The 24,390-nt window shown below is 41.4% G+C and carries 25 protein-coding genes; 16 read left to right on the top strand and 9 right to left on the bottom strand.

The window, feature by feature from the left end; translation table 11 throughout:
- Positions 1-17: 17 nt before the first annotated feature.
- Genes parE through FW757_RS03260 form a run of 5 tightly spaced genes read right to left on the bottom strand, consistent with a single transcriptional unit; the run spans position 18 to position 4,391 of the window.
- Positions 18-1,907, bottom strand: a complete 1,890-nt coding sequence (gene parE / locus FW757_RS03240) for a DNA topoisomerase IV subunit B (protein ID WP_182718451.1) — start codon at positions 1,905-1,907, stop codon at positions 18-20.
- 31 nt (positions 1,908-1,938) lie between these two features.
- Entirely contained in the window at positions 1,939-2,499 is a 561-nt protein-coding gene (locus FW757_RS03245) for a YqiA/YcfP family alpha/beta fold hydrolase (RefSeq protein ID WP_182761181.1), read from the bottom strand.
- On the bottom strand, positions 2,484-3,275 hold the full coding sequence (locus tag FW757_RS03250) for a metallophosphoesterase (protein WP_182761203.1): 792 nt from the start codon (positions 3,273-3,275) through the stop codon (positions 2,484-2,486). Before FW757_RS03250 ends, FW757_RS03245 begins: the two co-directional genes overlap by 16 nt.
- Entirely contained in the window at positions 3,262-3,720 is a 459-nt protein-coding gene (locus tag FW757_RS03255; protein WP_145234962.1) for a DUF1249 domain-containing protein, read from the bottom strand. Before FW757_RS03255 ends, FW757_RS03250 begins: the two co-directional genes overlap by 14 nt.
- A 44-nt stretch (positions 3,721-3,764) precedes the next feature.
- Positions 3,765-4,391 carry an NUDIX domain-containing protein gene (locus FW757_RS03260; RefSeq protein ID WP_149981265.1) on the bottom strand — a complete coding sequence of 209 codons (627 nt, stop codon included), beginning with the start codon at positions 4,389-4,391 and terminating at the stop codon, positions 3,765-3,767.
- 440 nt (positions 4,392-4,831) lie between these two features.
- Between FW757_RS03260 and tolC the strand changes: the two genes are divergently transcribed.
- The 3 genes from tolC (at position 4,832) to FW757_RS03275 (ending at position 7,834) form a co-directional block, all read left to right on the top strand.
- Positions 4,832-6,175 carry an outer membrane channel protein TolC gene (tolC, locus tag FW757_RS03265; RefSeq protein WP_149981266.1) on the top strand — a complete coding sequence of 448 codons (1,344 nt, stop codon included), beginning with the start codon at positions 4,832-4,834 and terminating at the stop codon, positions 6,173-6,175.
- 105 nt (positions 6,176-6,280) lie between these two features.
- Positions 6,281-7,207, top strand: coding sequence for an LpxL/LpxP family Kdo(2)-lipid IV(A) lauroyl/palmitoleoyl acyltransferase (gene lpxL / locus FW757_RS03270; RefSeq protein WP_182718454.1), 927 nt, complete (start codon positions 6,281-6,283; stop codon positions 7,205-7,207).
- Positions 7,208-7,261: 54 nt separating this feature from the next.
- Entirely contained in the window at positions 7,262-7,834 is a 573-nt protein-coding gene (locus tag FW757_RS03275) for a TcpQ domain-containing protein (RefSeq protein ID WP_145234952.1), read from the top strand.
- Here FW757_RS03275 and glnE read toward each other — a convergent pair.
- Positions 7,831-10,629 (bottom strand): bifunctional [glutamate--ammonia ligase]-adenylyl-L-tyrosine phosphorylase/[glutamate--ammonia-ligase] adenylyltransferase, encoded by a 2,799-nt coding sequence (gene glnE, locus FW757_RS03280; RefSeq protein ID WP_446440855.1) that lies wholly within the window; start codon positions 10,627-10,629, stop codon positions 7,831-7,833. The two genes, FW757_RS03275 and glnE, sit on opposite strands and share 4 nt — an antisense overlap.
- A gap of 73 nt (positions 10,630-10,702) precedes the next feature.
- Between glnE and FW757_RS03285 the strand changes: the two genes are divergently transcribed.
- From FW757_RS03285 to ruvX, 6 genes are all read left to right on the top strand, one after another.
- Entirely contained in the window at positions 10,703-11,596 is an 894-nt protein-coding gene (locus FW757_RS03285) for a DUF350 domain-containing protein (protein WP_145234948.1), read from the top strand.
- A 30-nt stretch (positions 11,597-11,626) separates the two neighbouring features.
- Positions 11,627-12,100 (top strand): hypothetical protein, encoded by a 474-nt coding sequence (locus tag FW757_RS03290; protein ID WP_145234946.1) that lies wholly within the window; start codon positions 11,627-11,629, stop codon positions 12,098-12,100.
- Positions 12,101-12,205: 105 nt separating this feature from the next.
- Positions 12,206-12,940 (top strand): 16S rRNA (uracil(1498)-N(3))-methyltransferase, encoded by a 735-nt coding sequence (gene rsmE / locus FW757_RS03295; protein ID WP_145234944.1) that lies wholly within the window; start codon positions 12,206-12,208, stop codon positions 12,938-12,940.
- 54 nt (positions 12,941-12,994) lie between these two features.
- Positions 12,995-13,948, top strand: coding sequence for a glutathione synthase (gene gshB, locus FW757_RS03300; RefSeq protein ID WP_145234942.1), 954 nt, complete (start codon positions 12,995-12,997; stop codon positions 13,946-13,948).
- 27 nt (positions 13,949-13,975) lie between these two features.
- Positions 13,976-14,533 carry a YqgE/AlgH family protein gene (locus FW757_RS03305; protein WP_145234940.1) on the top strand — a complete coding sequence of 186 codons (558 nt, stop codon included), beginning with the start codon at positions 13,976-13,978 and terminating at the stop codon, positions 14,531-14,533.
- A 36-nt stretch (positions 14,534-14,569) separates the two neighbouring features.
- Positions 14,570-15,016 (top strand): Holliday junction resolvase RuvX, encoded by a 447-nt coding sequence (ruvX, locus tag FW757_RS03310; RefSeq protein ID WP_145234938.1) that lies wholly within the window; start codon positions 14,570-14,572, stop codon positions 15,014-15,016.
- Here the strand turns inward: ruvX and FW757_RS03315 are convergent.
- Genes FW757_RS03315 through FW757_RS03325 form a run of 3 tightly spaced genes read right to left on the bottom strand, consistent with a single transcriptional unit; the run spans position 14,979 to position 18,082 of the window.
- Positions 14,979-15,890, bottom strand: coding sequence for a hypothetical protein (locus FW757_RS03315; RefSeq protein ID WP_145234935.1), 912 nt, complete (start codon positions 15,888-15,890; stop codon positions 14,979-14,981). The two genes, ruvX and FW757_RS03315, sit on opposite strands and share 38 nt — an antisense overlap.
- 1 nt (position 15,891) lies before the next feature.
- Positions 15,892-17,022: a PilT/PilU family type 4a pilus ATPase gene (locus FW757_RS03320; RefSeq protein ID WP_145234933.1), complete on the bottom strand. Its 1,131-nt coding sequence runs from the start codon at positions 17,020-17,022 to the stop codon at positions 15,892-15,894.
- 19 nt (positions 17,023-17,041) lie between these two features.
- Entirely contained in the window at positions 17,042-18,082 is a 1,041-nt protein-coding gene (locus FW757_RS03325) for a type IV pilus twitching motility protein PilT (RefSeq protein ID WP_145234931.1), read from the bottom strand.
- 2 nt (positions 18,083-18,084) lie between these two features.
- On the opposite strand from FW757_RS03325, the gene FW757_RS03330 reads away from it, so the two are divergent.
- From FW757_RS03330 to FW757_RS03360, 7 genes are all read left to right on the top strand, one after another.
- A complete protein-coding gene (locus tag FW757_RS03330; protein ID WP_310736240.1) occupies positions 18,085-18,798 on the top strand; it encodes a YggS family pyridoxal phosphate-dependent enzyme in 714 nt (237 codons plus the stop codon).
- 15 nt (positions 18,799-18,813) lie between these two features.
- On the top strand, positions 18,814-19,635 hold the full coding sequence (gene proC, locus FW757_RS03335) for a pyrroline-5-carboxylate reductase (protein WP_182718460.1): 822 nt from the start codon (positions 18,814-18,816) through the stop codon (positions 19,633-19,635).
- Between the two features lie 57 nt (positions 19,636-19,692).
- Positions 19,693-20,226, top strand: coding sequence for a YggT family protein (locus FW757_RS03340; RefSeq protein WP_182718461.1), 534 nt, complete (start codon positions 19,693-19,695; stop codon positions 20,224-20,226).
- A 51-nt stretch (positions 20,227-20,277) separates the two neighbouring features.
- On the top strand, positions 20,278-20,721 hold the full coding sequence (locus tag FW757_RS03345; RefSeq protein ID WP_145234922.1) for a DUF4426 domain-containing protein: 444 nt from the start codon (positions 20,278-20,280) through the stop codon (positions 20,719-20,721).
- A gap of 3 nt (positions 20,722-20,724) precedes the next feature.
- Positions 20,725-21,324, top strand: coding sequence for an XTP/dITP diphosphatase (locus tag FW757_RS03350; RefSeq protein ID WP_446440856.1), 600 nt, complete (start codon positions 20,725-20,727; stop codon positions 21,322-21,324).
- The gene (hemW, locus tag FW757_RS03355) at positions 21,321-22,457 is read left to right on the top strand and encodes a radical SAM family heme chaperone HemW (protein ID WP_182718463.1); all 1,137 of its coding nucleotides are present in this window, start codon (positions 21,321-21,323) and stop codon (positions 22,455-22,457) included. Before FW757_RS03350 ends, hemW begins: the two co-directional genes overlap by 4 nt.
- An 81-nt stretch (positions 22,458-22,538) precedes the next feature.
- Positions 22,539-24,371, top strand: a complete 1,833-nt coding sequence (locus FW757_RS03360; protein ID WP_182718464.1) for a DUF885 domain-containing protein — start codon at positions 22,539-22,541, stop codon at positions 24,369-24,371.
- Positions 24,372-24,390 lie beyond the last annotated feature (19 nt).

Genomic DNA, 24,390 nt, shown 5'->3' on the forward strand with positions numbered 1-24,390 from the left:
ATTACACCCTTGAAAAATCACACTTGAGCACGATTACCGTGATCTTCTAACCATTGACGACGATCTGATGAGCGCTTTTTCGCCAGCAACATATCCATCATTTCCATGGTTTCAACTTCATCTTCTAAGGTTAGCTGAACTAAGCGACGAGTATTAGGATCCATGGTCGTTTCGCGTAGTTGCAGTGGGTTCATTTCCCCCAAGCCTTTGAAACGCTGAACATTTACTTTACCGCGTTTTTTCTCTGCTTCAATACGCGCTAGGATGCCGGATTTTTCATCTTCATCAAGGGCATAATAAACATCTTTACCAATGTCGATTCTAAACAACGGCGGCATAGCTACATATACGTGACCCGTTTTCACCAACGTTGGGAAATGACGAACAAATAGTGCACACAACAAAGTCGCAATATGCAGTCCATCGGAGTCAGCATCCGCTAAGATACAAATTTTATTATAGCGCAACGAAGAGATATCAGTTGAGTCAGGGTCGATACCCAGCGCCACAGAAATATCATGCACCTCTTGTGACGCTAAAATTTGCCCTGATTCAATTTCCCACGTATTCAAAATTTTACCACGTAGTGGCATTATTGCCTGAAACTCACGATCACGTGCTTGTTTAGCTGAGCCACCAGCTGAGTCACCTTCTACTAAAAATAGCTCAGTACGGTCGTTATCTGCAGCGCTACAGTCGGTTAATTTGCCCGGTAATGCGGGACCTGCGGTAACACGCTTACGCACCACTTTTTTGGCTGCGCGAAGACGTTTCTGTGCATTAGAAATACATAACTCTGACAGTAACTCAGCAGTATCGGTGTGCTCATTTAACCATAAACTGAATGCATCTTTTACCACCCCAGATACAAATGCCGAGCACGAACGAGAAGATAATTTCTCTTTGGTTTGACCGGCAAATTGTGGATCTTGCATTTTCACTGATAAAACGTAGCTACACCGTTCCCAAATGTCATCGGGGGTGAGCTTAACGCCACGCGGCAGTAAGTTTCTAAATTCACAAAACTCACGCATAGCCTCAAGTAAACCTTGTCGCAAACCATTTACGTGAGTACCGCCTTGCGCAGTTGGTATTAAGTTAACGTAACTTTCAGCTATCGATTCACCGCCTTCAGGTAACCAAACAACCGCCCAATCAGCACCTTCCGTTGAACTTGAAAACTCACCGGTAAATGGGTCTTTTGGCAGTACTTCGTAACCTTTAACAGCTTCGTTTAAGTAGTCTTTAAGGCCTGTTTCGTAATACCACTCTTGGGTTTCTTTGGTTTGTTTATTAACAAACTTAATACGTAAGCCAGGGCAAAGTACGGCTTTAGCTTTTAATAAATGATGTAATTTAGTCAACGAGAAATTAGCTGAGTCAAAGTAGCTTACATCAGGCCAAAAACGTACAGTTGTACCTGTATTACGTTTACCTACGGTGCCTATAACATGAAGATCTTCAACTTTATCACCGCTTTCAAACGCCATCATGTATTGTTGTGCATCGCGGCGCACAACCACTTCAACGCGCGTTGATAATGCATTAACCACGGAGATCCCTACCCCGTGCAAACCACCTGAAAATTGGTAGTTTTTATTAGAGAACTTGCCACCAGCATGCAGCTTGGTAAAAATCAATTCGACCCCAGGAATACCTTCTTCTGGGTGAATATCGATAGGCATACCACGGCCATCATCGCTAACTTCTAGCGAATTATCTTCATGCAAAATGACATCAATTCTAGTGGCATGTCCGGCCATGGCTTCATCGACACTGTTATCAATAACCTCTTGTCCTAAGTGATTAGGACGGGTGGTGTCGGTGTACATACCAGGACGGCGTTTAACAGGTTCTAACCCATTTAATACTTCAATGGCTTCGGCGTTATAATTTTGCTGACTCATAGTTTTTATCTTTTATGCGCTTAGCTATGTTTTACGTGATTTTAAGAAAATCTACAATACTAGCAATGGAGTCTTCAAAGCCAACAAAGCTATGATCACCACCAAATTCTATCTGTTGCTTGCATTGTGAATAATATTTAACGGCCTGCTGATAATCCAGTACTTCATCACCCGTTTGCTGTAATAAATACAGTAATGATGGGCGCTCTAAGCTGGGTATCGACAGTGATTTTAACGCGTTAATATGACTATTTTTGAGCTCGTAATGGCTATCCTGATAGGGATTATAGTTCGGCCCTAACAAAGAACTCAATAATAAATAAGGCTTAACCGCAGGGTTTATAACCACTGCTGGTAACTGATATTTTTGCGATAAATAAGTGGCGTAAAAACCACCTAAAGAACTGCCAAGTAATACAGTATTTGGCGTTAATAATTGTTCAATTTGAATTATCGCATGAAACGGTTCATGGCTTAGCCGTGGCACACAATAATCAACGTCATAGTGTGCCATATACTCACCAAAGCGGACAGCTTTAAATGAATGTTCGCTGCTATTAAAACCATGAATATAAATTACTCGTTGGGCCACATCAGTTCCGAGTTAATTAATAGATTTGCACTGTTTGTTGGCTTTGATATTGTCAACAATCGATAACCAGGCCCCGCATTGTATTGCTGCCAGTCATCGGTGTGTTTAGTAAACTGCACTGAGCTTGCTGGCGTGGCAAAAATCTCAATACTTCTGAATTTAAATTGATAGTCATTGTGAACATGACCATGAAATAACTGCCTTACTAGCGCGCTATTATGCAATACATTAAGTAGTTGCGGGCCATTTTCGAGCATATGCTTGTCTAGGTAACCATTAATAGGTAATGGATTATGGTGGCAAAAAGCCACGCTCGGCGACTGTGAAGTCGCTAATAAATCAGCGAGTTCATTTAAATCGGCTTCGCTTACCCAACCTGCTGGTGTTGGCCCTTTAGAGCTAATTAACAACACTTCAAAGCCATCGGCAATTAATCGTTTTGCGCTATTGATTTGACCACCAGAAATACGCTGCATCGCACTGATATCATCATGATTACCAGGCAGCCAAAAAACAGGGCAAGTAAGCGCAGAATCGGCAATCAACTGAGCAAACAACAAATATGATGCAAAACTGTGATCTTGGGTTAAATCGCCACCAAAGATCACAGCGTCTAATGACTGGTGTGCCATATCAGCAAGCGCGCGAGAAAAGTGCTCAGCGGTATTGACCGCAAAATACTCCCCTTGTGGGTCTGCAAATAAGTGACAATCGGTAATATGCGCTAAGCGCAGCTGAGTATTATTGAACTGCGCCGACTCATCAAACCAGGCCATCATTTATATCCCAGTTAAGTACCGCTCGACCACTTTCAACACACGCCACTAACCAATCATACAAAAACGCATTAAGTTGATATTTTTCATCTTTTTGATGCATTTGCGGATTAGGGTAACCATATGAAGGTTTGATCCTTTGATGGTAATCATGGTGAATTATTTCAGCAACTTTTGCATCGTGATATAAACGCACAGTTAAAAACAGCGGATTAAACCCTTTTAACATACCGGTTAATTGGGTTATTGAAATATCCATCGTGTATTTAGCACAGCCATCCACCTTAATTACAAACTGGTTATTACCCAATTGTACTTGACGTGTATTGCCTTCTTTGCGCTCATTGGGCAGCAATTTTAAAGCACGTAAGTAGTTATGCTCACATAACGTCAAGTATTTAGGAAGACTCTGAATATATCGTTGTTTCACTGCAAGTGCTGTCACATTACCGCCATAAAGTTAGAGGTTAAGGGTAGTCTATTACTATTTTAGCTGCGCTGATTAATTATACGTTCGCGATTAAGCGCTAACCACTGCAATGAAATTACCGAGGCAGCATTATCTATCTCACCGGTTGCTAAACGCGCCATTGCATCATCAAAACTGAGAATATGCGTTTTAATATCTTCACCTTCAGTTGCAAGTCCATACACGTCACTTTGCAGCTGGCTTAAATCCGTTTTTGCAAGATAAAGATGTAACCGCTCAGTAGTCCCTCCTGGGCTTGACAGGTACGATAGCATAAACTCCAATTCGCTCAGTACTAAGCCCGCTTCTTCAAATGCTTCGCGCCTAGCGACATCTTCATAATTAGTACTGCCATCGGTCATGCCTGCTATACATTCTAATAACCAAGGTGACTGTTTAGTTCTTATCGCGCCAATACGTATTTGTTCTATCAATAAAATACTGTCTGCTATGGGATCATACGGTAAAACTGCAACCGCGTCACCGCGTTCGAGTATCTCACGACGGATAGTCTCTGATTGACCTCCCGCAAATAATGCATGTTCAAACTGATATAAGTTAATATTAAAAAAGCCGCTATAAAGTACTTCTATAGGAGCAATTTTAACGTCTTGTTTGGTAAATTTTGTGAGCTTTTCATCAGCCATGAAGTTTCCTATTACACATGCTATTACTTGAATTTAAACCTAGATACTTACTATCATGTCCGGGGATTATACCCAAACCACCTCAAGATGCAGAATCCAGCGTTTCACAGGGGCTTAATATCAAGGCGTTACTTTGCAACAATGGCAGTCCCTTTTAAGAAGTAACAACGATGAGAGTAAGTTCCTGTGAAACGCCCAGGGGGTTGGTTTAAAAGCGATTTATACTGCGTTATTGATTTTAATAATAGAACCACTATAACTTACAATCAATGCCTTGCCTAAATCGCTTTTAATTCCAACTGAAACTGACATATTGAGGTGGTTTGGGTATATATTCTGTTACACTTGTTTACGCTGTTTTACGCAAATTTTTTTTTGTTCTTAAGTAAAACAGGTTACCATGCTTTTAGAACGTAAATTGTCTAAGGACTGAACGAATAATGAAAAAAAACATTCTTGCTGCGCTGATTGGTATATCTTGCGCATTAACTGCCACAGCGTCAAATGCTGAAGACTTATTACAAGTTTATGAAATCGCCACAGCTAACGATCCTACTGTTTTAAAAGCAAAAGCCCAAGCAAACGCACAAGCTTATAACAGTGACCGTGCAATGAGCGCATTATTGCCACAAATCGGTTTTTCTATGGGGTATGATAAAACCGATAGCACATCATTTAATGGTACTGATGCGGCAGGTTACACCAAGGTCGATAGCGATTCAGATACATTCAGCCGTGGTCTTAAACTAAGCCAGACACTGTTTGATTTAGGTGCATGGAATTCACTCGGTATTGCAGACAAACAAGCGTTGCAAGCAGCTGCTCAATATGACTTTGCCAAGCAAGACCTAATTGTTCGTGTTGCTGATGGCTATTTCAACGTATTAAGTTCGATTGATAACTTAGAATTTGTACAATCTGAAAAACGCGCTATTGAACGTCAACTTGAGCAAACCAAACAGCGTTATGCAGTAGGCTTAACGGCAATTACCGATGTGCATGAAGCGCAAGCACAATTCGATAACTCGGTTGCCCGCGAAATCGTTGCCAGAAACGGCGTTGAAACTGCCCGTGAGCAGCTTCGCGAAATCACCGGTAAATATCACGCTAAGCTGGATATGTTAAACACTGAGACTTTCTCTACAGTTCAACCGGCAAAAAAATCACCCGATTATATTAAGCTTGCAGAACAAAATAATTTAACTCTGCAGGTCTCTAAAGTAACGGTTGATATCGCTAAAGATCAAATTGATTTAGCACAAGCGGGTCATTACCCTAAGCTGACTTTAGATGCCAGCTACGGTGATACACTAACTGATAGCAATAGCAACACTGCCCGTCCACGTGGTGATAGTACAAATATTGGCATTAACTTTAGTGTGCCAATATATTCAGGCGGTGCTACTACTGCAGCGACTGAGCAGGCACGTGCTTTTTATGTTGCTGCAAGTGAAGATCTAGAAGCTAGTCTACGTGGCGTAACCCGCTCGGTGATCACCTCTTATAATCAAGTGGTATCAGATATTGCGACCTTTAAAGCCCTTGAACAAGCCGTAGTTTCTGCTGAAAGTGCATTAAAAGCCACTGAAGCTGGTTTTGAAGTGGGTACTCGTACTATTGTTGACGTACTGGTCAGTACACAAAACTTATTTAACGCCAAACGTAACCTCGCTGATGTACGCTATCGCTACGTTGTATCAACGCTACGCTTAAAACAAGCAGCGGGCACGTTAACAAGTAATGATTTACAAGCCATCAACCAAGGTTTAAAAGAAATCCAATAAAGATAAGCTTAACATTACTCATTTAAAAGCCAGCAACTTGCTGGCTTTTTTGTATTTTTTTATTCATCCAGTTAAACTAGCTTCTTTTGCATATGAGATACTTCTGTGGTCAACAACTCCCCATTTAAATGGTCTTTCTTGGGCCCTCGTTATTGGTTTACTTGGTTTGGCGTATTTATTTTGTATATAATTTCTTGGCTACCGCAGAAATTACAACTTGCATTGGGCCGACTGCTAGGTCGCTTAGTCCATCGTTTTATGAAAAGTCGTCGCCATATTGCTGAAGTCAATATTAAACGCTGCTTTCCAGATATGCCCGCAGCCGAACAACAAGCATTAGTACTTTCTAACTTAGAAAATACCGGTATAGGTATGATTGAAACAGCCATGTCATGGTGGTGGCCTGATTGGCGTGTAAAAAAAGTTTGCGGCTCGGTTAAAGGGCTTGAATACTTTGAGCAAATACAACAATCTGGTAAAGGGATTCTAATGATAGTCCCACACATACTGCATCTTGAAATGGCAAGCCGTGTCATGGGATTACACTATCAAGGTATTGGTTTTTACCGCCCCCATAATAATCCGCTAATGGAATATTTTATTACCAATGGTCGTTTACGCTCAAATGAATTTGTGGTTGGCAAACGCGATGTTAAAGGCCTACTCAAAGCCTTAAAAAATAAAAAATTATGTTATTACTTACCCGATCAAGATTATGGCCGCCAACGCTGTGAATTTGCACCTTTTTTTGCAGTTCAAGATACCGCAACTACCACTGGGACTTTGCTATTTGCAGCCAGTAAGCACTGTGAAACCGTCAGTCTTATAAGTCGACGTGACGAACAGGGAAAATATCATTTAGAAGTACGCCCTATGCTTGAAGACTTTCCATCTGGCGATAACCTCGCCGATGTGACTCGTGTAAATCAACGCATTGAAGAAGCTATTAATGCCGCACCAGAACAATATATGTGGGTTCATCGACGCTTTAAAACTAGGCCGGATGAGAACGCCCCCTCTTATTACAAGTGACAACGCCGCTGTAATATGCTTTTATTAGTAAATATAAATACAAGAGTATGAGCCATGTGGTTTTGGGTTAAGCATTTATCACTAGCTGCTATTTTAATTGCCGCAGCGATTTATTTTTTATTAGGTCATGGCCCAGTCATGGACATGAAAGATACTAAAAATGCGGCTGCGCAAGGTTTATCACGTTTTTATTCATCGTTACGCAACCAGGTAAATAAAAGCAATGAACGCGATAAATACGTACTTAAATTAGCTAATCCGGATATAAATATAGATGCGGCGCTGACCGAGCGCGCTAAAGTTGTTGAACCATCCTCACCTAATTGGACTGGTGAGTTAATGCCGAGACGCTTTGAAAATGGCTCGACTTTAAAAAAAGTATTAACTGATTACGCACGCGATGAAGATATCGTTCTGTATTGGTATTTAAGTAAAGACTATGTGATCAAAGAACACTTTCGAGTGGATAGCAATTTTAATTCAACGCTTTATCAAGTTGGCCGGGCGATAAATGATGACTTTGAAAACGAAGTTTATACCTTCTTTTGTTTTAAACAGCGAGCAGCCGTGATCACCGAGCTGCCCTCTGAATATGTGCGCGAAAACTGTAAGCGCCTAAGAAGTTAAGCGCTTAACTCAAATATCTGCTGCCATGCTTGTGTAACAAATGCGATGTCTTTCGCAAATTCAGCTTTTGTTACACAACGTCCCTGCTGATCTAGACTCAACACATGATAACGCGAGCGATAATCAATATAGGCTGTAATAAGCCCTTGCTTGATCTCATCACTAATACAACCAAGCCTTGCTGCATCGGTTAAAATCCTTACGTTGTCTGAGTAAGTAGTTAGTTGCTCCAAGCTATAAGCGTTATCAAGCACTAAATATTGAGTCAGAAACTCAATATCAGCAATGCCGCCAGTATCTTGTTTTAAATCAAACTCAATATCGTTGCCTTTCGCTAAATGTGTGCGCATTTTTTCACGCATGGTGATCACATCGTCTTTAAGCTTTTGCGGGTCGCGCTGCTGGCACAAAATGCCTAAGCGAATTTGCGCAAAGCGCTGCTGTAATTCGGGTTGCCCAAAAATCATCCGAGAACGCACTAGCGCTTGATGTTCCCATGTCCAAGCTTGCGTTTGCTGATAGTGGTTAAAGCTCTCAAGATTGATTGCCATTAACCCTGAGGCACCTTCTGGGCGTAACCGCGTATCTAGTTCATATAAAATGCCCGACGCCGTTCGAGTATTAAATAAATGCATTAGTCGCTGTGCTAATTTTAAATAAAACTGCCGTGAATCAATCGCTTTAGTGCCATTAGTTTGCTCTGAGCCATCACTATTATGTACAAAGACTAAATCGAGATCAGAATCATAACCCACTTCAAAACCACCGGTTTTACCATACGCTATTACGGCAAAGCCCTTGTGCTCTTCATCAGTATTAGGCGGAATACCAAAACGCTGCGCCATTTGTTGCCAAGCAAGGTTCACCGCTTGCTCAACTATCGCTTCGGCTAATGCTGTTAAATGATCGCTTACTTTCATTACATCTAACACACCGATTGCATCAGCGGCAGCAATACGTAGTTGATGGGTTTGTTTAAACTGACGCAGTGCTTCCATTTGCTGTTCTAAGTCTGCGCTATCAATTCGTAAAAAATACTGTCGTATTTCGTCTTTATATGCAGTTAGTGGTGTAGGCTTATACAGCACCGCAGGATCGATAAGCTCATCAAGTAAAATCGGGTAACGCGAAATATGCTCACCAATCCATTTACTATGACAACACAACGAAACAAGCTGTTTTAACGCGCCTTGGTTTTCAAACAGCAACTCTAAATAGGCTGTTCGTGAAATAACCTTGCTTAATACTTGGCAGATCATACTAAATACGTCACCACTTGCTTGACTGTCTGATAGTTGCTTTAGCATTAATGGCATGAGTTTATCGAGAATATCACGGCCACGATGACCAATTTTAGTTTTCGTTAAGCGGGCTTTAAAATCTTCTAGTGGTATTTGCCATGCATCATTTGGGTCGGTTAAAACACTAATATCGGTGTGTTCCCAAGCACTTATAAAAGCACTTTCGCAAGGATCAACAGGCTCACTTTCATAACCAATAACTTGTTCAAATTCACTGTGGATGCCAGCCATAATGTCATTTATTTGCGCTAGAGATGCGCTGAAGTCACTCTGCTCTAACAGGCAATTTAGCCGTTGTTGGTTCAGGGCATCATCTGGCAATGTTTGCGTTTGTTGATCTGCAAAAATCTGCAAATATTGCTCAACTCGCCTTAAAAACAAATAATTGTGGCGTAATAATTTTGCTTCATCTGCGCCAATAACTTGAATATTTACTAATTCAGCTAACGCTTTTTGTAATGATTGTGTTTGTAAATTGGCTTCACGCCCACCTCGTACCATTTGCAATGCTTGCACCACAAACTCGACCTCACGAATCCCACCAGCGCCTAGTTTTATATTGTTGGTTAAGCGCTTACGGCGTACTTCTTGAGCTATCATTTGCTTCATTTTACGCAGCGATTCAATCACTGAAAAATCGATATAGCGACGATACACAAAAGGCTTTAATAACTGATAAAATTCATCACAGTAGCGCGTTTGAGGGCCAATTAAACGTCCTTTGAGCATCGCATAGCGTTCCCACTCACGGCCTTGATCTTGGTAGTAATCTTCCATGGCATTAAAACTCATCACCAAGGGGCCACTTTCACCAAAAGGCCGCAGCCGCATATCGACCCTAAATACTTGTCCATCAACCGTTGTTTGATTAAGTGCGGCAATCAGCTTTTGTGCCACTTTAGTGTAAAACACTTGCGCTTCTAAAGAGCGCCGCCCACCTTGAGTTTTTACACTACGCGGATAAGAAAAAATTAAATCGATATCTGACGAATAGTTAAGTTCTTGGCCACCTAACTTACCCATTCCTAATACCAACATCGCCAGTGGCAGTTGTTGCTCATCGAATGGTTGCCCATTAATCTGAGCAACCTGGGCAAATGCCCAGTTATTGGCACTATCAATTAGCTGATCGGCTAAAGCCGAGATATAGCCAATACTATCGGCTATATCATTGCTGTAACATAAATCTAAACACGCTACTTTTAGCCAATAGCGTTCCCGGTAACGGCGTAAAATTTTATGGCACTGCGCTTCATCAACCTCGGTAAGATTTAAGTCTTGAAATGGGTTAGGACTATCTCGCAAACTCATTTGAGTATCACTGAGCAACATCTCAATTAACTGCGGCTGAGATTGCAGGCAACGCCAGGCAAAGTCACTCAAACCTAACAAATTAATAATTAATTCATTAGCAGGAAGCTCTGGATATAGCTGAAAAAAACGTTCGCTGCCTAAGCCATGCAGTGCTGTTGGGAGTTGTTCGCCTGGTGTCATCAAATACTCTCTTTTATATCAGTCGTAACCGTACTAGAATAGTTAACATAATAATAACCACCCTAGGTTCTCAATGTCATATTTATCTTTATCTAACACTAGTTTACTCGCGATTGCTATCTGTTTTATGGTTATTTGTTTAGCTGTTATTTGTTTGCGGGTAGTAAGTCAACTCAAGGCTAAACAAGCATTAAAAGAAGAACTTGCTCAACATGACAATTTTGCTCTAGGAATTAGTTTTGCGTCAGAAATTAGTGTAGTGATCGCGACTGTAGCATTTTTATTTGATGAAATTAGTATCAGTGCAGCCCAATCAAACCCGCTTAAGATGATTGTACTGATAGTACTGTTGTTTACTTTTATTAAAGTAGGCCACTTGATCCACCGCAAGTGGATCTTGCACCGCTTTAATGAAGAAGCCGCCATACTAAAACAAAATGTCTGTGCCGCGTTGGTAGATTCAGGCATGTTGATCGCTAACTGTATTATTACATTAGGGCTATACAGCTGGTCTCATACCCAAGGGTTTAGCAGCTTACTAATTGCTTTTGTCAGCTTCTTTTTACTGCAAACTATTTTTGCCTTAGACAGTAAATTCCGTGAATATCGCTTTGCTCGCGCCAATCAAGGGGCGTCATTACAAAGTAACTTTAATTTAGAAAACACCTCTATTGGCATTCGTTATGCCGGTAAATCCATTGGCCTTGCATTAGCTATCTATGCGGGTCTTGCCAGTGCCACTTTTCACAGTGGTAAAATGGTTGAGAATTTATTCACATTAGCTTTACATTGCGGCACTATGTGGTTATTACTGTATCTATTAACGACTATAATCAAGTTCATCTCTTTGCCAAACATTGATACTGAGCTTGAAATTGATCATCAGGATAATATTGGAATAGCTTGCATTGAATTTGCTGTTTTCAGCGCTATAGGCTATTTACTAATAAGTATGTTTTCAATTTAATATTGAAAATGACGTAATACGTGGGGCCTTATGCCGTTTGAAGTAAATAACTATCTACTGATCGATAACGACAGTGAATTCAGCCGGCAATTCACTGAACATTATTTTGCTCAGCCACACGGCACCAGTCCAAGTACCCTTGTTGTTGCTGGTGCAAATACCCGTCACTTGGTTAAATTAATGTTTGACCAGTTGATCAAAGATTATTGCTACTGCGACTTTAGTAATGAAATTAGCGTGTCAGAACTGGCGAGTTATTTACATGAACACCATGATATTGCCGGTGTACTATACAATCAAACGGATTATTTATTAGCTGATGATAAACAACGATTTATATTCAATTCATTACATTCTGTACGATTTTTAATTAAAGAGATTGATGATGGATACCTGTTTGAACCAGTCACAGACTTAGCACAAAATAATCACTTATCATGCCAAACCGAAATAGCCGAAACACCGCAAAATTTAGACGCATTATGTGAAAAGCTTAATAATTAGTTAAAATAAAACTTAACTAATTATCACTGACTCACAATAAGTATTTGCACCGAAGAGATGACTTACATACCATAACGATATTAGCTATTTTTGTTGAAGGTCATCATGAGAGTTCCTCATATTTATCAAGCAAGTCCTATTGTAATTGCCACTGCACTTCAGTTAGAAGATGATGCAGCAGGCCACATAGGTCGCGTATTACGGATGAAAGTCGGTGAGCATATTTCATTATTTAATGGCCAAGGCGGCGAATATCTTTGCGAACTCATTGAAGTAGGAAAAAAATCAGTCGTTGCAATGCCGCTTGAATTTAATGAAAAAGATGTTGAATCACCGCTGAGCATTCACCTAGGGCAAGGGATTTCTCGCGGTGACAAAATGGACTTTACCATTCAAAAGTCTGTTGAATTAGGGATCACTGAAATCACCCCTATTTTCAGTCAACGTTGTGGCGTTAAATTAAGCGCCGAGCGACTTGCAAAAAAACACCAGCAATGGCAAAAAATAGCGATTGCTGCAGCAGAGCAATCTGGTCGTAACCGAATCACCACGATTCATCCACCGATAGACATCAGCCAATGGCTTGCACAAAGCAGTGATGAAATTAAGCTTACCCTACACCCTCGTGCAGAGCACAGTATTAAAACAATCGAAGTACCTAGCGCTGGCGTGCGGTTTTTAGTTGGTCCTGAAGGTGGCTTCACTGATGATGAAATTGCCCAGACCAAACAACAAAATTTTGTTGATATCCGTATCGGCCCACGCGTGCTGCGCACTGAAACTGCCGCTTTGACAGTCTTAAGTGCACTACAGCTACAATTTGGCGATTTAGCTAATTGAAATTAGTAAAACCACCCTCATATCAATAGCAACAGATTCAGTAAGGCAACGAACATGGCAATTAAGTTAGGTATAATTTCAGATCCGATCAGCGGATTCAACATCAAAAAAGACACCGGTTTTGCAATGATGATGCAAGCCCAAAGCCGTGGCTATGAAATTTACTACATGGAAATGAATGATCTTTCATTGCGTAAAGGCAAAGCGTATGCCACAGCCGCAAAAGCAACCGTGTTCGACGATACAAACCATTGGTATGAGCTGGAAGAAAAAGCCAGTATAGCACTTGCTGATTTAGATGTTATTTTAATGCGTAAAGATCCACCGTTTGATACTGAGTACATTTACGCAACCTATATTTTAGAACGCGCCGAACTTGAAGGCACGCTTATTATTAATAAGCCACAAAGCCTGCGTGATGCGAACGAAAAGTTATTCACCGCATGGTTTAGTGAGCATACACCTGACACTTTAGTAACCCGTTGTAAGCACCAGATCCGCGCATTTTTGGCTGAACATAAAGACATCATTCTAAAACCTTTAGATGGTATGGGTGGCGCCTCTATTTTCCGTGTGACTGAAAATGATGCCAACATTGGGGTTATTTGCGAAACACTCACCGAACACGGTAGCCGTTTTGCCATGGCACAAAACTATATCCCAGAGATCAAACAAGGTGATAAACGCGTATTGGTGGTCGATGGCGAAGTGATCCCATATTGCCTAGCCCGCATTCCACAAAATGGTGAAACACGTGGTAATTTAGCTGTTGGCGGTCGTGGTGAAGCACGCCCAATCAGTGATTCAGATCGTAGAATTGCCGAAGCCGTTGCACCAACATTAAAAGCTAAAGGGCTTATTTTTGTAGGTCTTGATATCATTGGTGATAAGCTAACAGAAATTAATGTTACAGCACCTACTTGCGTAAAAGAAATCGAAGCTGCCTATGATATTTCAATTACTGGGCGCTTATTTGATGCCATAGAAAGAAAACTGAGCCATACTTAAATTTACTAACAATAAAGGGGTATCGTTATGCAATCATTAGAAAATCATTTTTTAATCGCAATGCCATCAATGCAAGACCCTTTTTTTAAACGTGCTGTCGCGTATATTTGTGAGCACAATGAAGACGGGGCTATGGGGCTGGTGATCAACCAGCCGATCAATATTACAGTCGGCGACTTGCTCGACAAAATAGAGATTGATAACGACAAATCCACCCACGCAGCAAGTGTTGCAGTATTTGCTGGAGGACCTGTAAAAACCGATCGTGGTTTTGTACTGCATTCTCCAAAAGCAGGTTATAGCGCAAGCCAAGAACTTAGCAGCGAAATCATGATAACCACATCCAAAGATGTGTTGGCAAGTTTAACCACAGCCCAAGCACCAGAACAGTTTATTATTACACTGGGCTATGCGGGTTGGGAGCAAGGCCAGCTCGAACAAGAGCTACTCGAAAATTCATGGCTAATTATAAAAGCCGATCCTGAGATTATTTTTAACACACCGATAGAGCAACGCTGGGAAAAAGCAGTCGCGACGCTCGGTTTTGATATTAGCCAATTAAGTTCGGAAGCTGGCCACGCATAAGCGTGGTCAACCACAATTTTAAAGCACAGAGATAGCATGACTAAAAAACAACTAAAGCCCAAAGGTGAACGCACCGTGATGGGCTTTGATTTTGGCACCACCAGCATTGGTGTTGCTATCGGTCAAGAACTAACAGGAACCGCATCGAGCCTAAGCGCTATCAAAGCCAAAGATGGTATTCCAAATTGGGATTTTATTAAAAAGCATGTCGATGAGTGGCAACCTGATTTACTGGTGGTTGGATTACCGCTTAATATGGATGGCACAAATCAAGAAGTCACCTTTAAAGCTAAAAAGTTTGCCAACCGCTTACATAATCACTATGGACTGCCTGTAGAGACTCAAGACGAACGTTTAACCACAGCAGATGCTAAAGCACGATTATTTGAGCAAGGCGGTTACCGTAGCTTAGGTAAAGGGAATGTGGATAATATGTCGGCTGTTATTATTTTGGAAAGCTTCTTTGAACAAGCTTACGGGTAAGCGGTAGATTTATAATAAGCTGCTCACTCAGTTCAGGAATAAATCCAGCTTGGCGATAGGCTTTTTCTATCGCACCTTGTTCTCTTAATATCTTTAAGCCTTTTTGCAATGCTTTAAAAGCCTGAGCGCCATCAGGATGGCGTTTTGATATTACAAAATGACGACTATCATCTAATAATATCAGCACATTAGGTACCGCTTGCAAAACAATATCTTCAAGTACATATTGGTTACCCATCTGTGGCATCAGTGGCATTAACATAAAATCAATCCATTGCATCGATACCATACGCACTTGACTGAGCCATTCATCCTCTGCAACTAGATCTTTTAATGGTAATTGCGATAAAGTTTTCCAATCTGTACGCCAACGCGGCGTAGACACACTAGTTAGTTGATTAAAATCTGACAGGTGCTGCAGCTGAAATACTTTTTTATTGTTTGGAGAAGTAAAAATCCCCGCAAAATACTCGCCTTTACGGATCAGCTCATCGCTGATATACACTTTATCTGCCAGTGATTTGGCATCTTCATACCAATAACTATCAAAGCTGATCAGTAGCTCACCTTTTTCTAACAGTTTGGTATTACGAAAATTAATTTTACCAATTTGATAACTGAAAGTTTTATTAAAGCCCCCCAAGTACAAGGCTTGTTGGGCAATGATCATATCAACTACATCGCGACGTATAAATCGACCACTAAAATCAGTAATATCCTGCGGTGCTCTACCGGCTAAAAAATGTGTGTAATCATAATGCACGTCATCTCGGATAAAAATAGCAATCGATTGATCTGTCGCCATCGCAAAAAATGAGTTACTAACAACATAAAAACTAACTGTTACAAGTAACCATTTTATGCGTTTTTTCATACTACTGACCTTTAGGTTCTAACCCGTCAATTGTTACTCCCTGTAAAAAACCAGCCCCTTGCTGTTCATTATTTCGAAGCTTAATCATCAAACGTAAATCGTTAGGTGAGTCAGCGTGATGCAAAGCATCTGCATAGTTGATACGTTGCTGTTTATAGAGCTCAAATAACGCTTGATCAAAGGTTTGCATACCCATATCTTTCGCTTTAGCCATGGCTTCTTTAATGCCGCCAATGTCGCCTTTTTTGATAAGCTCGCCGATAATCGGGGTATTTAATAAAATTTCGATAGCAGCTACTCGACCATTGCCATCGGCTGTAGGCACTAGTTGTTGTGCTATGATAGCTCGTAAGTTTAAGGATAGATCATATTTTAGCTTATCGTGCTTTTCTTTAGGCACTAAATGCATAATACGGTCAATTGCTTGGTTAGCGTTATTGGCATGTAATGTAGCAACACATAAATGACCGGTTTCAGCAAAACTAAGTGCGTATTCCATGGTCTCTTGCGAACGTATTTCACCAATTAAAATGACATCGGGGGCTTGGCGTAATGAGCTTTTTAACGCCGCCTCAAAACTTTCCGTATCTAAGCCAACTTCACGCTGAGTAATAATACTTTTGCGATGTTCATGGACAAACTCAATCGGGTCTTCAATAGTCAAGATATGCCCACGTTGATTACGATTACGGTAACCTAATAATGCAGCCAACGACGTTGATTTACCGGTGCCAGTACCACCGACAAACAGCACTAAACCACGTTTAGCCATGATCACATCAGTCAATGTCGACGGTAGACCAAGCTCAGCAACATCAGGAATTTGCGTAACAATACGGCGAATAACCATACCCGCGCAATCTCGTTGCCAAAATGCCGAGATCCTAAAGCGCCCTTCATCGGTAGCTATGGCAAAGTTGCACTCTTTAGTATTATGAAACTCTGCTTTTTGTTTTTCACTCATCGCTGATTCAACTAATTGCAGCGACTCTTCGTCTGATATTTTTTCGTCGCCAAGTGCAATTAGCTCGCCATTAATCTTTGCGCTGACTGGCAATTGGCTCGATACGAATAAATCCGAACCTTGCTTTTCAATCATCAAATGTAAAAAGTAATCAAGAGAATGTGTCATTACTGCTCCTTACTCGGGCCTAGCCGCCGAAATTATTTTTATCTTGTGCTTTAGCACGCGCTTCAGCATTGGTAACAACACCGTGATTCACTAAATTGATTAAACACTGATCCATGGTTTGCATACCATGCGATGCGCCAGTTTGAATCGACGAATACATTTGCGCAATTTTATCTTCGCGGATAAGGTTACGGATCGCAGGCACTGCAATCATGATTTCATGTGCTGCGACTCGCCCGCCACCAATTTTTTTCAACAGGGTTTGTGAAATAACTGCGCGTAATGACTCTGAAAGCATTGAGCGGATCATACTTTTTTCTTCACCAGGAAACACATCGATAATACGGTCAATGGTTTTCGGGGCTGACGTAGTATGCAATGTACCAAATACTAAATGGCCGGTTTCAGCAGCAGTCATGGCAAGGCGAATAGTTTCTAAATCACGTAGCTCACCAACCAAAATCACGTCTGGATCTTCACGTAAAGCACTGCGCAGTGCATTAGAAAAACTATGCGTATCGCGATGCACTTCACGTTGATTAATTAACGATAGTTTATTGTCGTGCACAAACTCGATGGGATCTTCGATGGTTAAAATATGATGATGCTTGTGTTGATTTATATGATCCACCATCGCAGCCAAGGTGGTCGACTTACCAGAGCCTGTAGGTCCTGTTACCAACACTAAACCACGCGGCGTATCTGAGATTGTTTTAAATATATCTGGCGCACCTAAATCATCAAGCGTCAGCACTTCACTGGGAATGGTACGAAATACAGCTGCGGGGCCTCGATTTGAGTTGAAGGCATTAACACGAAAACGTGCTAAGTTTGGCACTTCAAACGAAAAATCCACTTCAAGGTTTTGTTCATAGTCCTTGCGTTGATTATCGTTCATAATATCGTAAACTAGGCTGTTAACATCTTTGTTTTCCAGCGCTGGTATATTAATACGTCGCACATCACCATCAACACGGATCATTGGCGCAACCCCTGATGATAAGTGTAAATCTGATGCTTTGTGCTGCACACTAAAGGCCAATAATTCGGTAATATCCATTTATGACTCCACAACTAACTGATAATTATATGGTTACAATAGCAGAACGACTTAAGTCCGCCTATGCTAGAATTGCCCTAGCGGCAAAAAAACATCATCGTAATGAACACGATGTCTGCTTGTTGGCAGTATCAAAAACCAAACCTGCTGATTTCATTCTAGCGGCTTATCAACAAGGTCACCGAGAATTTGGTGAATCATACGTTCAAGAAGCTGTTGATAAAATAACCCAATTAGCAAATTATAGCGATATTGTTTGGCATTTCATTGGCCCTATTCAATCAAATAAAACCGCCCTTGTTGCCAGCCACTTTGATTGGGTGCAAAGTATTGAACGTGAAAAAATAGCGCAACGTTTAAACGATCAAAGGCCCGCAGATAAAGCCCCTTTAAAAGTACTGATCCAAGTAAATATCAGCTTAGAGGACTCAAAATCAGGCTGCCACCCCGATAAACTTGCAAGCCTCGCTGAATTTATTCACCATTGCCCGCATTTAGAATTGCGTGGTGTCATGGCAATCCCAGCAAAAACTGACGATCCACAGCAACAAATACAATATTTTGAGCAATTACGTGCTTGCTTTGATAGACTTAAAGCCCAATATCCTCAAATAGACACCCTGTCGATGGGGATGAGTGGTGATGTCGAAGCTGCGATTGCAGCAGGCTCAACCATGGTACGCATCGGCACGGATATTTTTGGCCAACGAAGCTAAGGTGATAACTAAGATATGTCAGATAAAACAATTGCATTCATAGGCACAGGTAATATGAGCTACGCCATTATTGGCGGCATGGTAAAAAAAGGATTTGCTGCATCGAGTATTATTGCAACAAATCGTAACCAAGAAAAACTCGCTAAGGTAGCAGCGGATTTCGGGGTTAAAACCACCGCAGATAACAACGAAGCACTGCGCGATGCCGATGTTATTGTGTTGTCTGTAAAGCCGCAAATGATGGGTGATTTATGTCAATCATTTCAAGATTCGGGTATCGACTTTAGCGATAAGCTATTTATTTCTGTCGCCGCAGGCTTAACGGTTAAGCGGTTACGTGAAATGCTCGGACAAGACGTTAAGATGGTACGTTGTATGCCAAATACCCCGTCTTTATTAGGGCGCGGTGTATCAGGTTTATTTGGTGCCGGCGAAACCGAGCAAGAACACACTTTTGTGCAACAAGTATTTGAATGTACAGGTATTGCGGTATGGGTTGAGCAAGAGTCACAAATTAACGATGTTATTGCTGTTACGGGGTCATCACCGGCTTACTTTTTCTTATTTATGGAAGCCATAGAAGAAAAAGCCAAAGCACTTGGCTTTAGCGATGAAGACGCGCGTCGCTTAGTACAGCAAACAGCATTAGGTGCAGCTGAAATGGCGGTATCACAACCTGATATTAGTATTTCACAATTGCGTGCTAATGTGACATCAAAAGGTGGCACCACGCATGCAGCTGTTGAACATTTAAAAGCACACGGTCTGACTAACACTGTCGCCGATGCAATGGATGCCTGTATTGCTCGCGCGGAACAAATGGAACAAGAACTTTAAAAGCACTTTGCTGCTTTTAGCCCTATTTATGTTTAAGGTTTTTAATTAAGGTACGTTATGAACGCCATGCAATTTTTAATAAGCACACTATTCGATCTATTTTTAATGGTCGTATTAATGCGCTTTTGGCTACAAGCCGCCAAGGCTGATTTTTACAATCCGTTGAGTCAGTTTGTGGTCAAAGCTACTTCATTTGCTGTTAATCCACTGCGTAAAATTATTCCAGGGTTAGGTGGCCTAGACTTAGCTTCGTTATTACTGGCGTTCATTGTCGCTGCTGCAAAAATTACTGCGCTGATATTTTTAGTAGGCGCGACATGGGAAGTTGGATTTGTACTTTTAAATGCGCTAGTAACGGTGATTAAAGAAGGCTTAAACTTACTGTTTTGGGTATTAATTATTCGCGCGTTATTAAGCTGGGTAAGCCAAGGCAACAATCCAGTAGAAGCGGTATTTCAGCAGCTAACTGAACCAATGTTAAGACCTATTCGTAAAGTGTTACCGCCACTGGGCGGCTTAGATCTATCAATTTTAGTGTTAATTATCGCGCTGCAATTTGCCCAGTTTTTGTTTATTGATTTAGTCGGCTAACCTTATCATTAACACAGAGGCCTACTAGGCCTCTTTTTTTAAGAGTCATTTATGAAAAAGCTCGCAAGTATTTTATTCTTTGCATTAGCAGGTATTACCTTTAGTGCCCACAGTGAACAAATGCAAGGCGCACAATACAAAGAACTCGGCCCATGGCAAGTACATTACATTGCATTTCCGTCAACCTTTATTCAACCACAAATAGCCAAAACCTATGGCCTAGAACGTAGTGGTTATAAGGGCATTGTCAATATTTCAATCCTTAAAAAAGATACCGATGCCACAGCGCAAACGGCCATTCTTAAAGGCACTGCTAAAAACCTACTTGGTAATAAGCAAACCTTGGACTTCAAAGAAGTCATCGAAGGCGATGCAATTTATTACCTCGCGCAAGTTGATTTTACTAACGAAGAAATTCTGCGCTTTGAAATTGAAATACAACAAGGTAATCAATTTCAAAAGCTGCAGTTCCAGCAAAAATTTTACGTAGATTAATTCATGAAAAAAACTTTAGTGTTAGCCACTGGCAATCCGGGTAAAGTCAACGAATTAGCGCAGATGCTAAACCCGCTTGAAATAAACGTTGTGCCACAAAGCGATTTTAATGTGCCAGAAGTAGCAGAAACAGGCACCACCTTTGTTGAAAACGCTATTATCAAAGCTCGCCATGCTGCAAAAATAACGGGGCTACCAGCTATTGCTGACGACTCAGGGTTAGAGGTTGATGGCCTTAACGGCGCCCCTGGCGTTTACTCAGCTCGCTATGCCGGAGAAGGCGCTAGCGATCAAGATAATATTAATAAATTATTAAGCGAACTTGCTAACAACCCTAACCGCAGTGCGCGCTTTTGGTGTGTGCTGGTATTAATACGTCATGCTGATGACCCTACTCCACTGATTTGCAGTGCTAGCTGGGAAGGACAAATTACGCAAAGCCAAGATGGCCAAGGTGGTTTTGGTTACGACCCTATTTTTTATGTGCCAGAACTTGAATGCACCAGTGCGCAACTGACTAAACAGCAAAAAAATGCAGTAAGCCATCGTGGTCAGGCATTACAACATTTATTGTCTGAGCTTAAGCTCAAAGGCGGCCTGTGAATTTACCACCATTAAGTTTATATGTGCACGTCCCTTGGTGTGTGCAAAAGTGCCCGTATTGTGATTTTAATAGTCACGGTCAAAAAGGTGAGATCCCTGAAAAGGAATATGTGCAGCATTTAATTGATGATTTAAAAACCGATCTGCACTTAGTGCAAGGACGTAAAATTCATTCAATCTTTATCGGTGGTGGCACGCCTAGCTTATTAACCGGTGAGGCCTACGTTAATTTATTAACGGCGGTGGATTCATTAATTGGCCTAAGTGAAAACTGCGAGATCACCTTAGAAGCTAACCCCGGTACGGTTGAAACAGGCCGTTTTAAAGACTATGTGGCAGCTGGCATTAATCGTATTTCGATTGGTGTGCAAAGCATGCAAGACGACAAACTCAAAGCGCTGGGGCGTATTCACGGTGCTGATGAAGCCATATATGCCGCCGAGCAAGCTCATGAAGCAGGTTTAAATAGCTTTAATCTTGATTTAATGCACGGCTTACCGGGGCAATCTGTTGCTGATGCGCTGAGCGACTTGAAAAAAGTCATCGCCCTTAATCCGCCACATATTTCGTGGTATCAGTTAACGATTGAGGCCAATACCCAATTTGCCTCTAAACCGCCAACGTTACCGGCCGATGACACCTTATGGGATATTCAAGAGCAAGGCCAAGCCTTACTTACTGAGGCAGGTTATCAGCAATATGAAATTTCCGGCTATGCAAAACCGGGTTTTCAATGCCAACATAACTTGAATTATTGGCGCTTTGGCGATTATTTAGGCATTGGTTGTGGTGCCCATGGTAAGGTAACCGATGCTAAAACAGGCATCATTACCCGCACTGAGAAAGTAAAACATCCTCGCGGTTATATGGATTTAGCTAAGCCGTATTTATTTAAACAGTGGCCAGTTGAACAGCACGACTTACCGTTTGAATTCTTTATGAATCGCTTACGGTTATTTGAAGCCTGCCCAATTAGTGACTTTACAGCCTTAACTCAGTTACCGCTGCAAAGCCAAGCAGATGCGCTGCAACAAGCCATTGCCAAGGGTTTGCTTAAGCAAACGGATAGTCACTGGCAGGTAAGCCAAAAAGGTCATCGTTTTTTAAATGACCTGCTAGAATTGTTTGTGTAATAACGACCCAAACTTTACTAACAAATACACACTAATAATAATTAATAACCTTCAATGGTTTCTAACAACAAAAGGGAAAACATGCGTAAACTAACCTTTATCGCCGCCGCAGTGAGTATTGCACTGCTAGGTGGTTGCCAGCAAACACCAGAGCAACAAAGCACGCCAACTGTACAAGCACAACCGGTACAAAGCGAAATAGACAAAGCGAATGCGTTTTTCGAAGATACTTTTAACCGTGATGTGATGAGCAGCCCTGTTTATCAAACATACATGGGTATCAAACAAGACTACGACAAATGGGATGACGGTAGCGAAGCGCGCGTACTGAAAGATCATCAACAAACAAAAGATGATTTAGTGGCATTAAACGCTATTAACCGCGAACTCCTAGATGACACCACAAAAGTTAGTTATGACCTTAAAAAGCAAGACCTTGAAAACAGCATTGCTGATTTTAAATGGCGCTATCATAACTACCCAGTGAACCAAATGTTTGGTACTCACTCGATGATCCCGGCCTTTTTAATCAACCAACACCAGATTTCTGATGTTGCCGATGCCAAAGCCTACATCTCGCGTTTGAATGGCGTAACCACGGTTATTGATCAACTGATCACTGATTTAGAAGTACGTGCTGATAAAGGCATTATCGCTCCTAAATTTGTATTCCCACATGTGATTGATTCAAGCAAAAATATCATTCACGGTGCGCCATTTGAACAAGGTGATGATTCCACCTTACTTGCCGACTTTAAACGTAAAGTTGCGAAGCTTGAAATTGCTCAAGCTGATAAAGACGCGTTAATCAGCGATGCTGAGAAAGCCCTTAAAGCGGCTGTAAAACCTTCTTACTCTAAGTTGATTAATTATTTAGCACAGCTTGAAAAACGTGCTGATGATCGTGATGGTGCTTGGAAATTTCCTGATGGCGAAGCGTTTTACAACAACGCATTAGCGCGCACGACTACCACTGATTTAACGGCTAAAGAAATCCACACCATCGGTTTAGCTGAAGTATCTCGTATTCATGACGAAATGCGCCAAATCAAAGAAAAAGTTGGTTTTAAAGGCGATTTAAAAGCCTTTATGCAGTTTATGAAAACCGATAAGCAATTTTACTTACCTAATACTGAAGCAGGTAAGCAGCAATACCTTGACGAAGCCACGGCACTTATTAACACCATGAAATCACGCTTGGATGAGCTATTCATTGTTAAGCCTAAAGCCGACATGATTGTTAAGCGTGTTGAAGCCTTCCGTGAAAAAGCGGCTGGTAAAGCATTCTACCAACAGCCTGCACCAGATGGTTCACGCCCGGGTGTTTACTACGCTAACCTTTACGACATGGAAGCAATGCCAACGTATCAAATGGAAGCGCTGGCTTATCACGAGGGTATTCCAGGTCACCACATGCAAATTGCAATTTCGCAAGAGCTTGAAGGCGTGCCTAAGTTCCGTAAATTCGGTGGCTACACAGCCTATATCGAAGGTTGGGGCTTGTACTCAGAGTTATTACCAAAAGAAATGGGCATGTATGCAGACCCTTATTCTGACTTTGGCCGTCTATCGATGGAACTATGGCGTGCATGTCGCTTAGTGGTTGATACTGGTATCCACGAAATGAAGTGGACTCGCCAACAGGGTATTGATTACTACGTAAATAACACGCCAAACGCGACGTCTGACGGCGTTAAAATGGTTGAACGCCACATTGTAATGCCTTCGCAAGCAACGGCTTACAAAGTAGGTATGCTGAAGATTCTAGAACTTCGTGAAGCTGCCAAGGTTAAACTAGGTGATAAGTTTGATATCCGTGAATTCCATGATGTGGTACTTAAAAATGGCGCAGTGCCACTAAACGTACTAGAGAACTTTGTTGATGAGTGGGTTGCAAGCAAACTAGCAGCTTAAGCATCCTTACTTTATAACA

The sequence above is a fragment of the Pseudoalteromonas sp. 1181_04 genome (assembly GCF_052850545.1).

What these genes read in the sequence shown, in the direction of transcription:
- parE (WP_182718451.1), bottom strand. Translation starts at nt 1,907, where the DNA reads ATGAGTCAGCAAAATTATAACGCCGAAGCCATTGAAGTATTAAATGGG.
- FW757_RS03250 (WP_182761203.1), bottom strand. Translation starts at nt 3,275, where the DNA reads ATGGCCTGGTTTGATGAGTCGGCGCAGTTCAATAATACTCAGCTGCGC.
- FW757_RS03260 (WP_149981265.1), bottom strand. Translation starts at nt 4,391, where the DNA reads ATGGCTGATGAAAAGCTCACAAAATTTACCAAACAAGACGTTAAAATT.
- tolC (WP_149981266.1), top strand. Translation starts at nt 4,832, where the DNA reads ATGAAAAAAAACATTCTTGCTGCGCTGATTGGTATATCTTGCGCATTA.
- FW757_RS03275 (WP_145234952.1), top strand. Translation starts at nt 7,262, where the DNA reads ATGTGGTTTTGGGTTAAGCATTTATCACTAGCTGCTATTTTAATTGCC.
- glnE (WP_446440855.1), bottom strand. Translation starts at nt 10,629, where the DNA reads ATGACACCAGGCGAACAACTCCCAACAGCACTGCATGGCTTAGGCAGC.
- FW757_RS03285 (WP_145234948.1), top strand. Translation starts at nt 10,703, where the DNA reads ATGTCATATTTATCTTTATCTAACACTAGTTTACTCGCGATTGCTATC.
- FW757_RS03290 (WP_145234946.1), top strand. Translation starts at nt 11,627, where the DNA reads ATGCCGTTTGAAGTAAATAACTATCTACTGATCGATAACGACAGTGAA.
- rsmE (WP_145234944.1), top strand. Translation starts at nt 12,206, where the DNA reads ATGAGAGTTCCTCATATTTATCAAGCAAGTCCTATTGTAATTGCCACT.
- gshB (WP_145234942.1), top strand. Translation starts at nt 12,995, where the DNA reads ATGGCAATTAAGTTAGGTATAATTTCAGATCCGATCAGCGGATTCAAC.
- FW757_RS03305 (WP_145234940.1), top strand. Translation starts at nt 13,976, where the DNA reads ATGCAATCATTAGAAAATCATTTTTTAATCGCAATGCCATCAATGCAA.
- ruvX (WP_145234938.1), top strand. Translation starts at nt 14,570, where the DNA reads ATGACTAAAAAACAACTAAAGCCCAAAGGTGAACGCACCGTGATGGGC.
- FW757_RS03315 (WP_145234935.1), bottom strand. Translation starts at nt 15,890, where the DNA reads ATGAAAAAACGCATAAAATGGTTACTTGTAACAGTTAGTTTTTATGTT.
- FW757_RS03320 (WP_145234933.1), bottom strand. Translation starts at nt 17,022, where the DNA reads ATGACACATTCTCTTGATTACTTTTTACATTTGATGATTGAAAAGCAA.
- FW757_RS03325 (WP_145234931.1), bottom strand. Translation starts at nt 18,082, where the DNA reads ATGGATATTACCGAATTATTGGCCTTTAGTGTGCAGCACAAAGCATCA.
- FW757_RS03330 (WP_310736240.1), top strand. Translation starts at nt 18,085, where the DNA reads ATGACTCCACAACTAACTGATAATTATATGGTTACAATAGCAGAACGA.
- proC (WP_182718460.1), top strand. Translation starts at nt 18,814, where the DNA reads ATGTCAGATAAAACAATTGCATTCATAGGCACAGGTAATATGAGCTAC.
- FW757_RS03340 (WP_182718461.1), top strand. Translation starts at nt 19,693, where the DNA reads ATGAACGCCATGCAATTTTTAATAAGCACACTATTCGATCTATTTTTA.
- FW757_RS03345 (WP_145234922.1), top strand. Translation starts at nt 20,278, where the DNA reads ATGAAAAAGCTCGCAAGTATTTTATTCTTTGCATTAGCAGGTATTACC.
- FW757_RS03350 (WP_446440856.1), top strand. Translation starts at nt 20,725, where the DNA reads ATGAAAAAAACTTTAGTGTTAGCCACTGGCAATCCGGGTAAAGTCAAC.
- FW757_RS03360 (WP_182718464.1), top strand. Translation starts at nt 22,539, where the DNA reads ATGCGTAAACTAACCTTTATCGCCGCCGCAGTGAGTATTGCACTGCTA.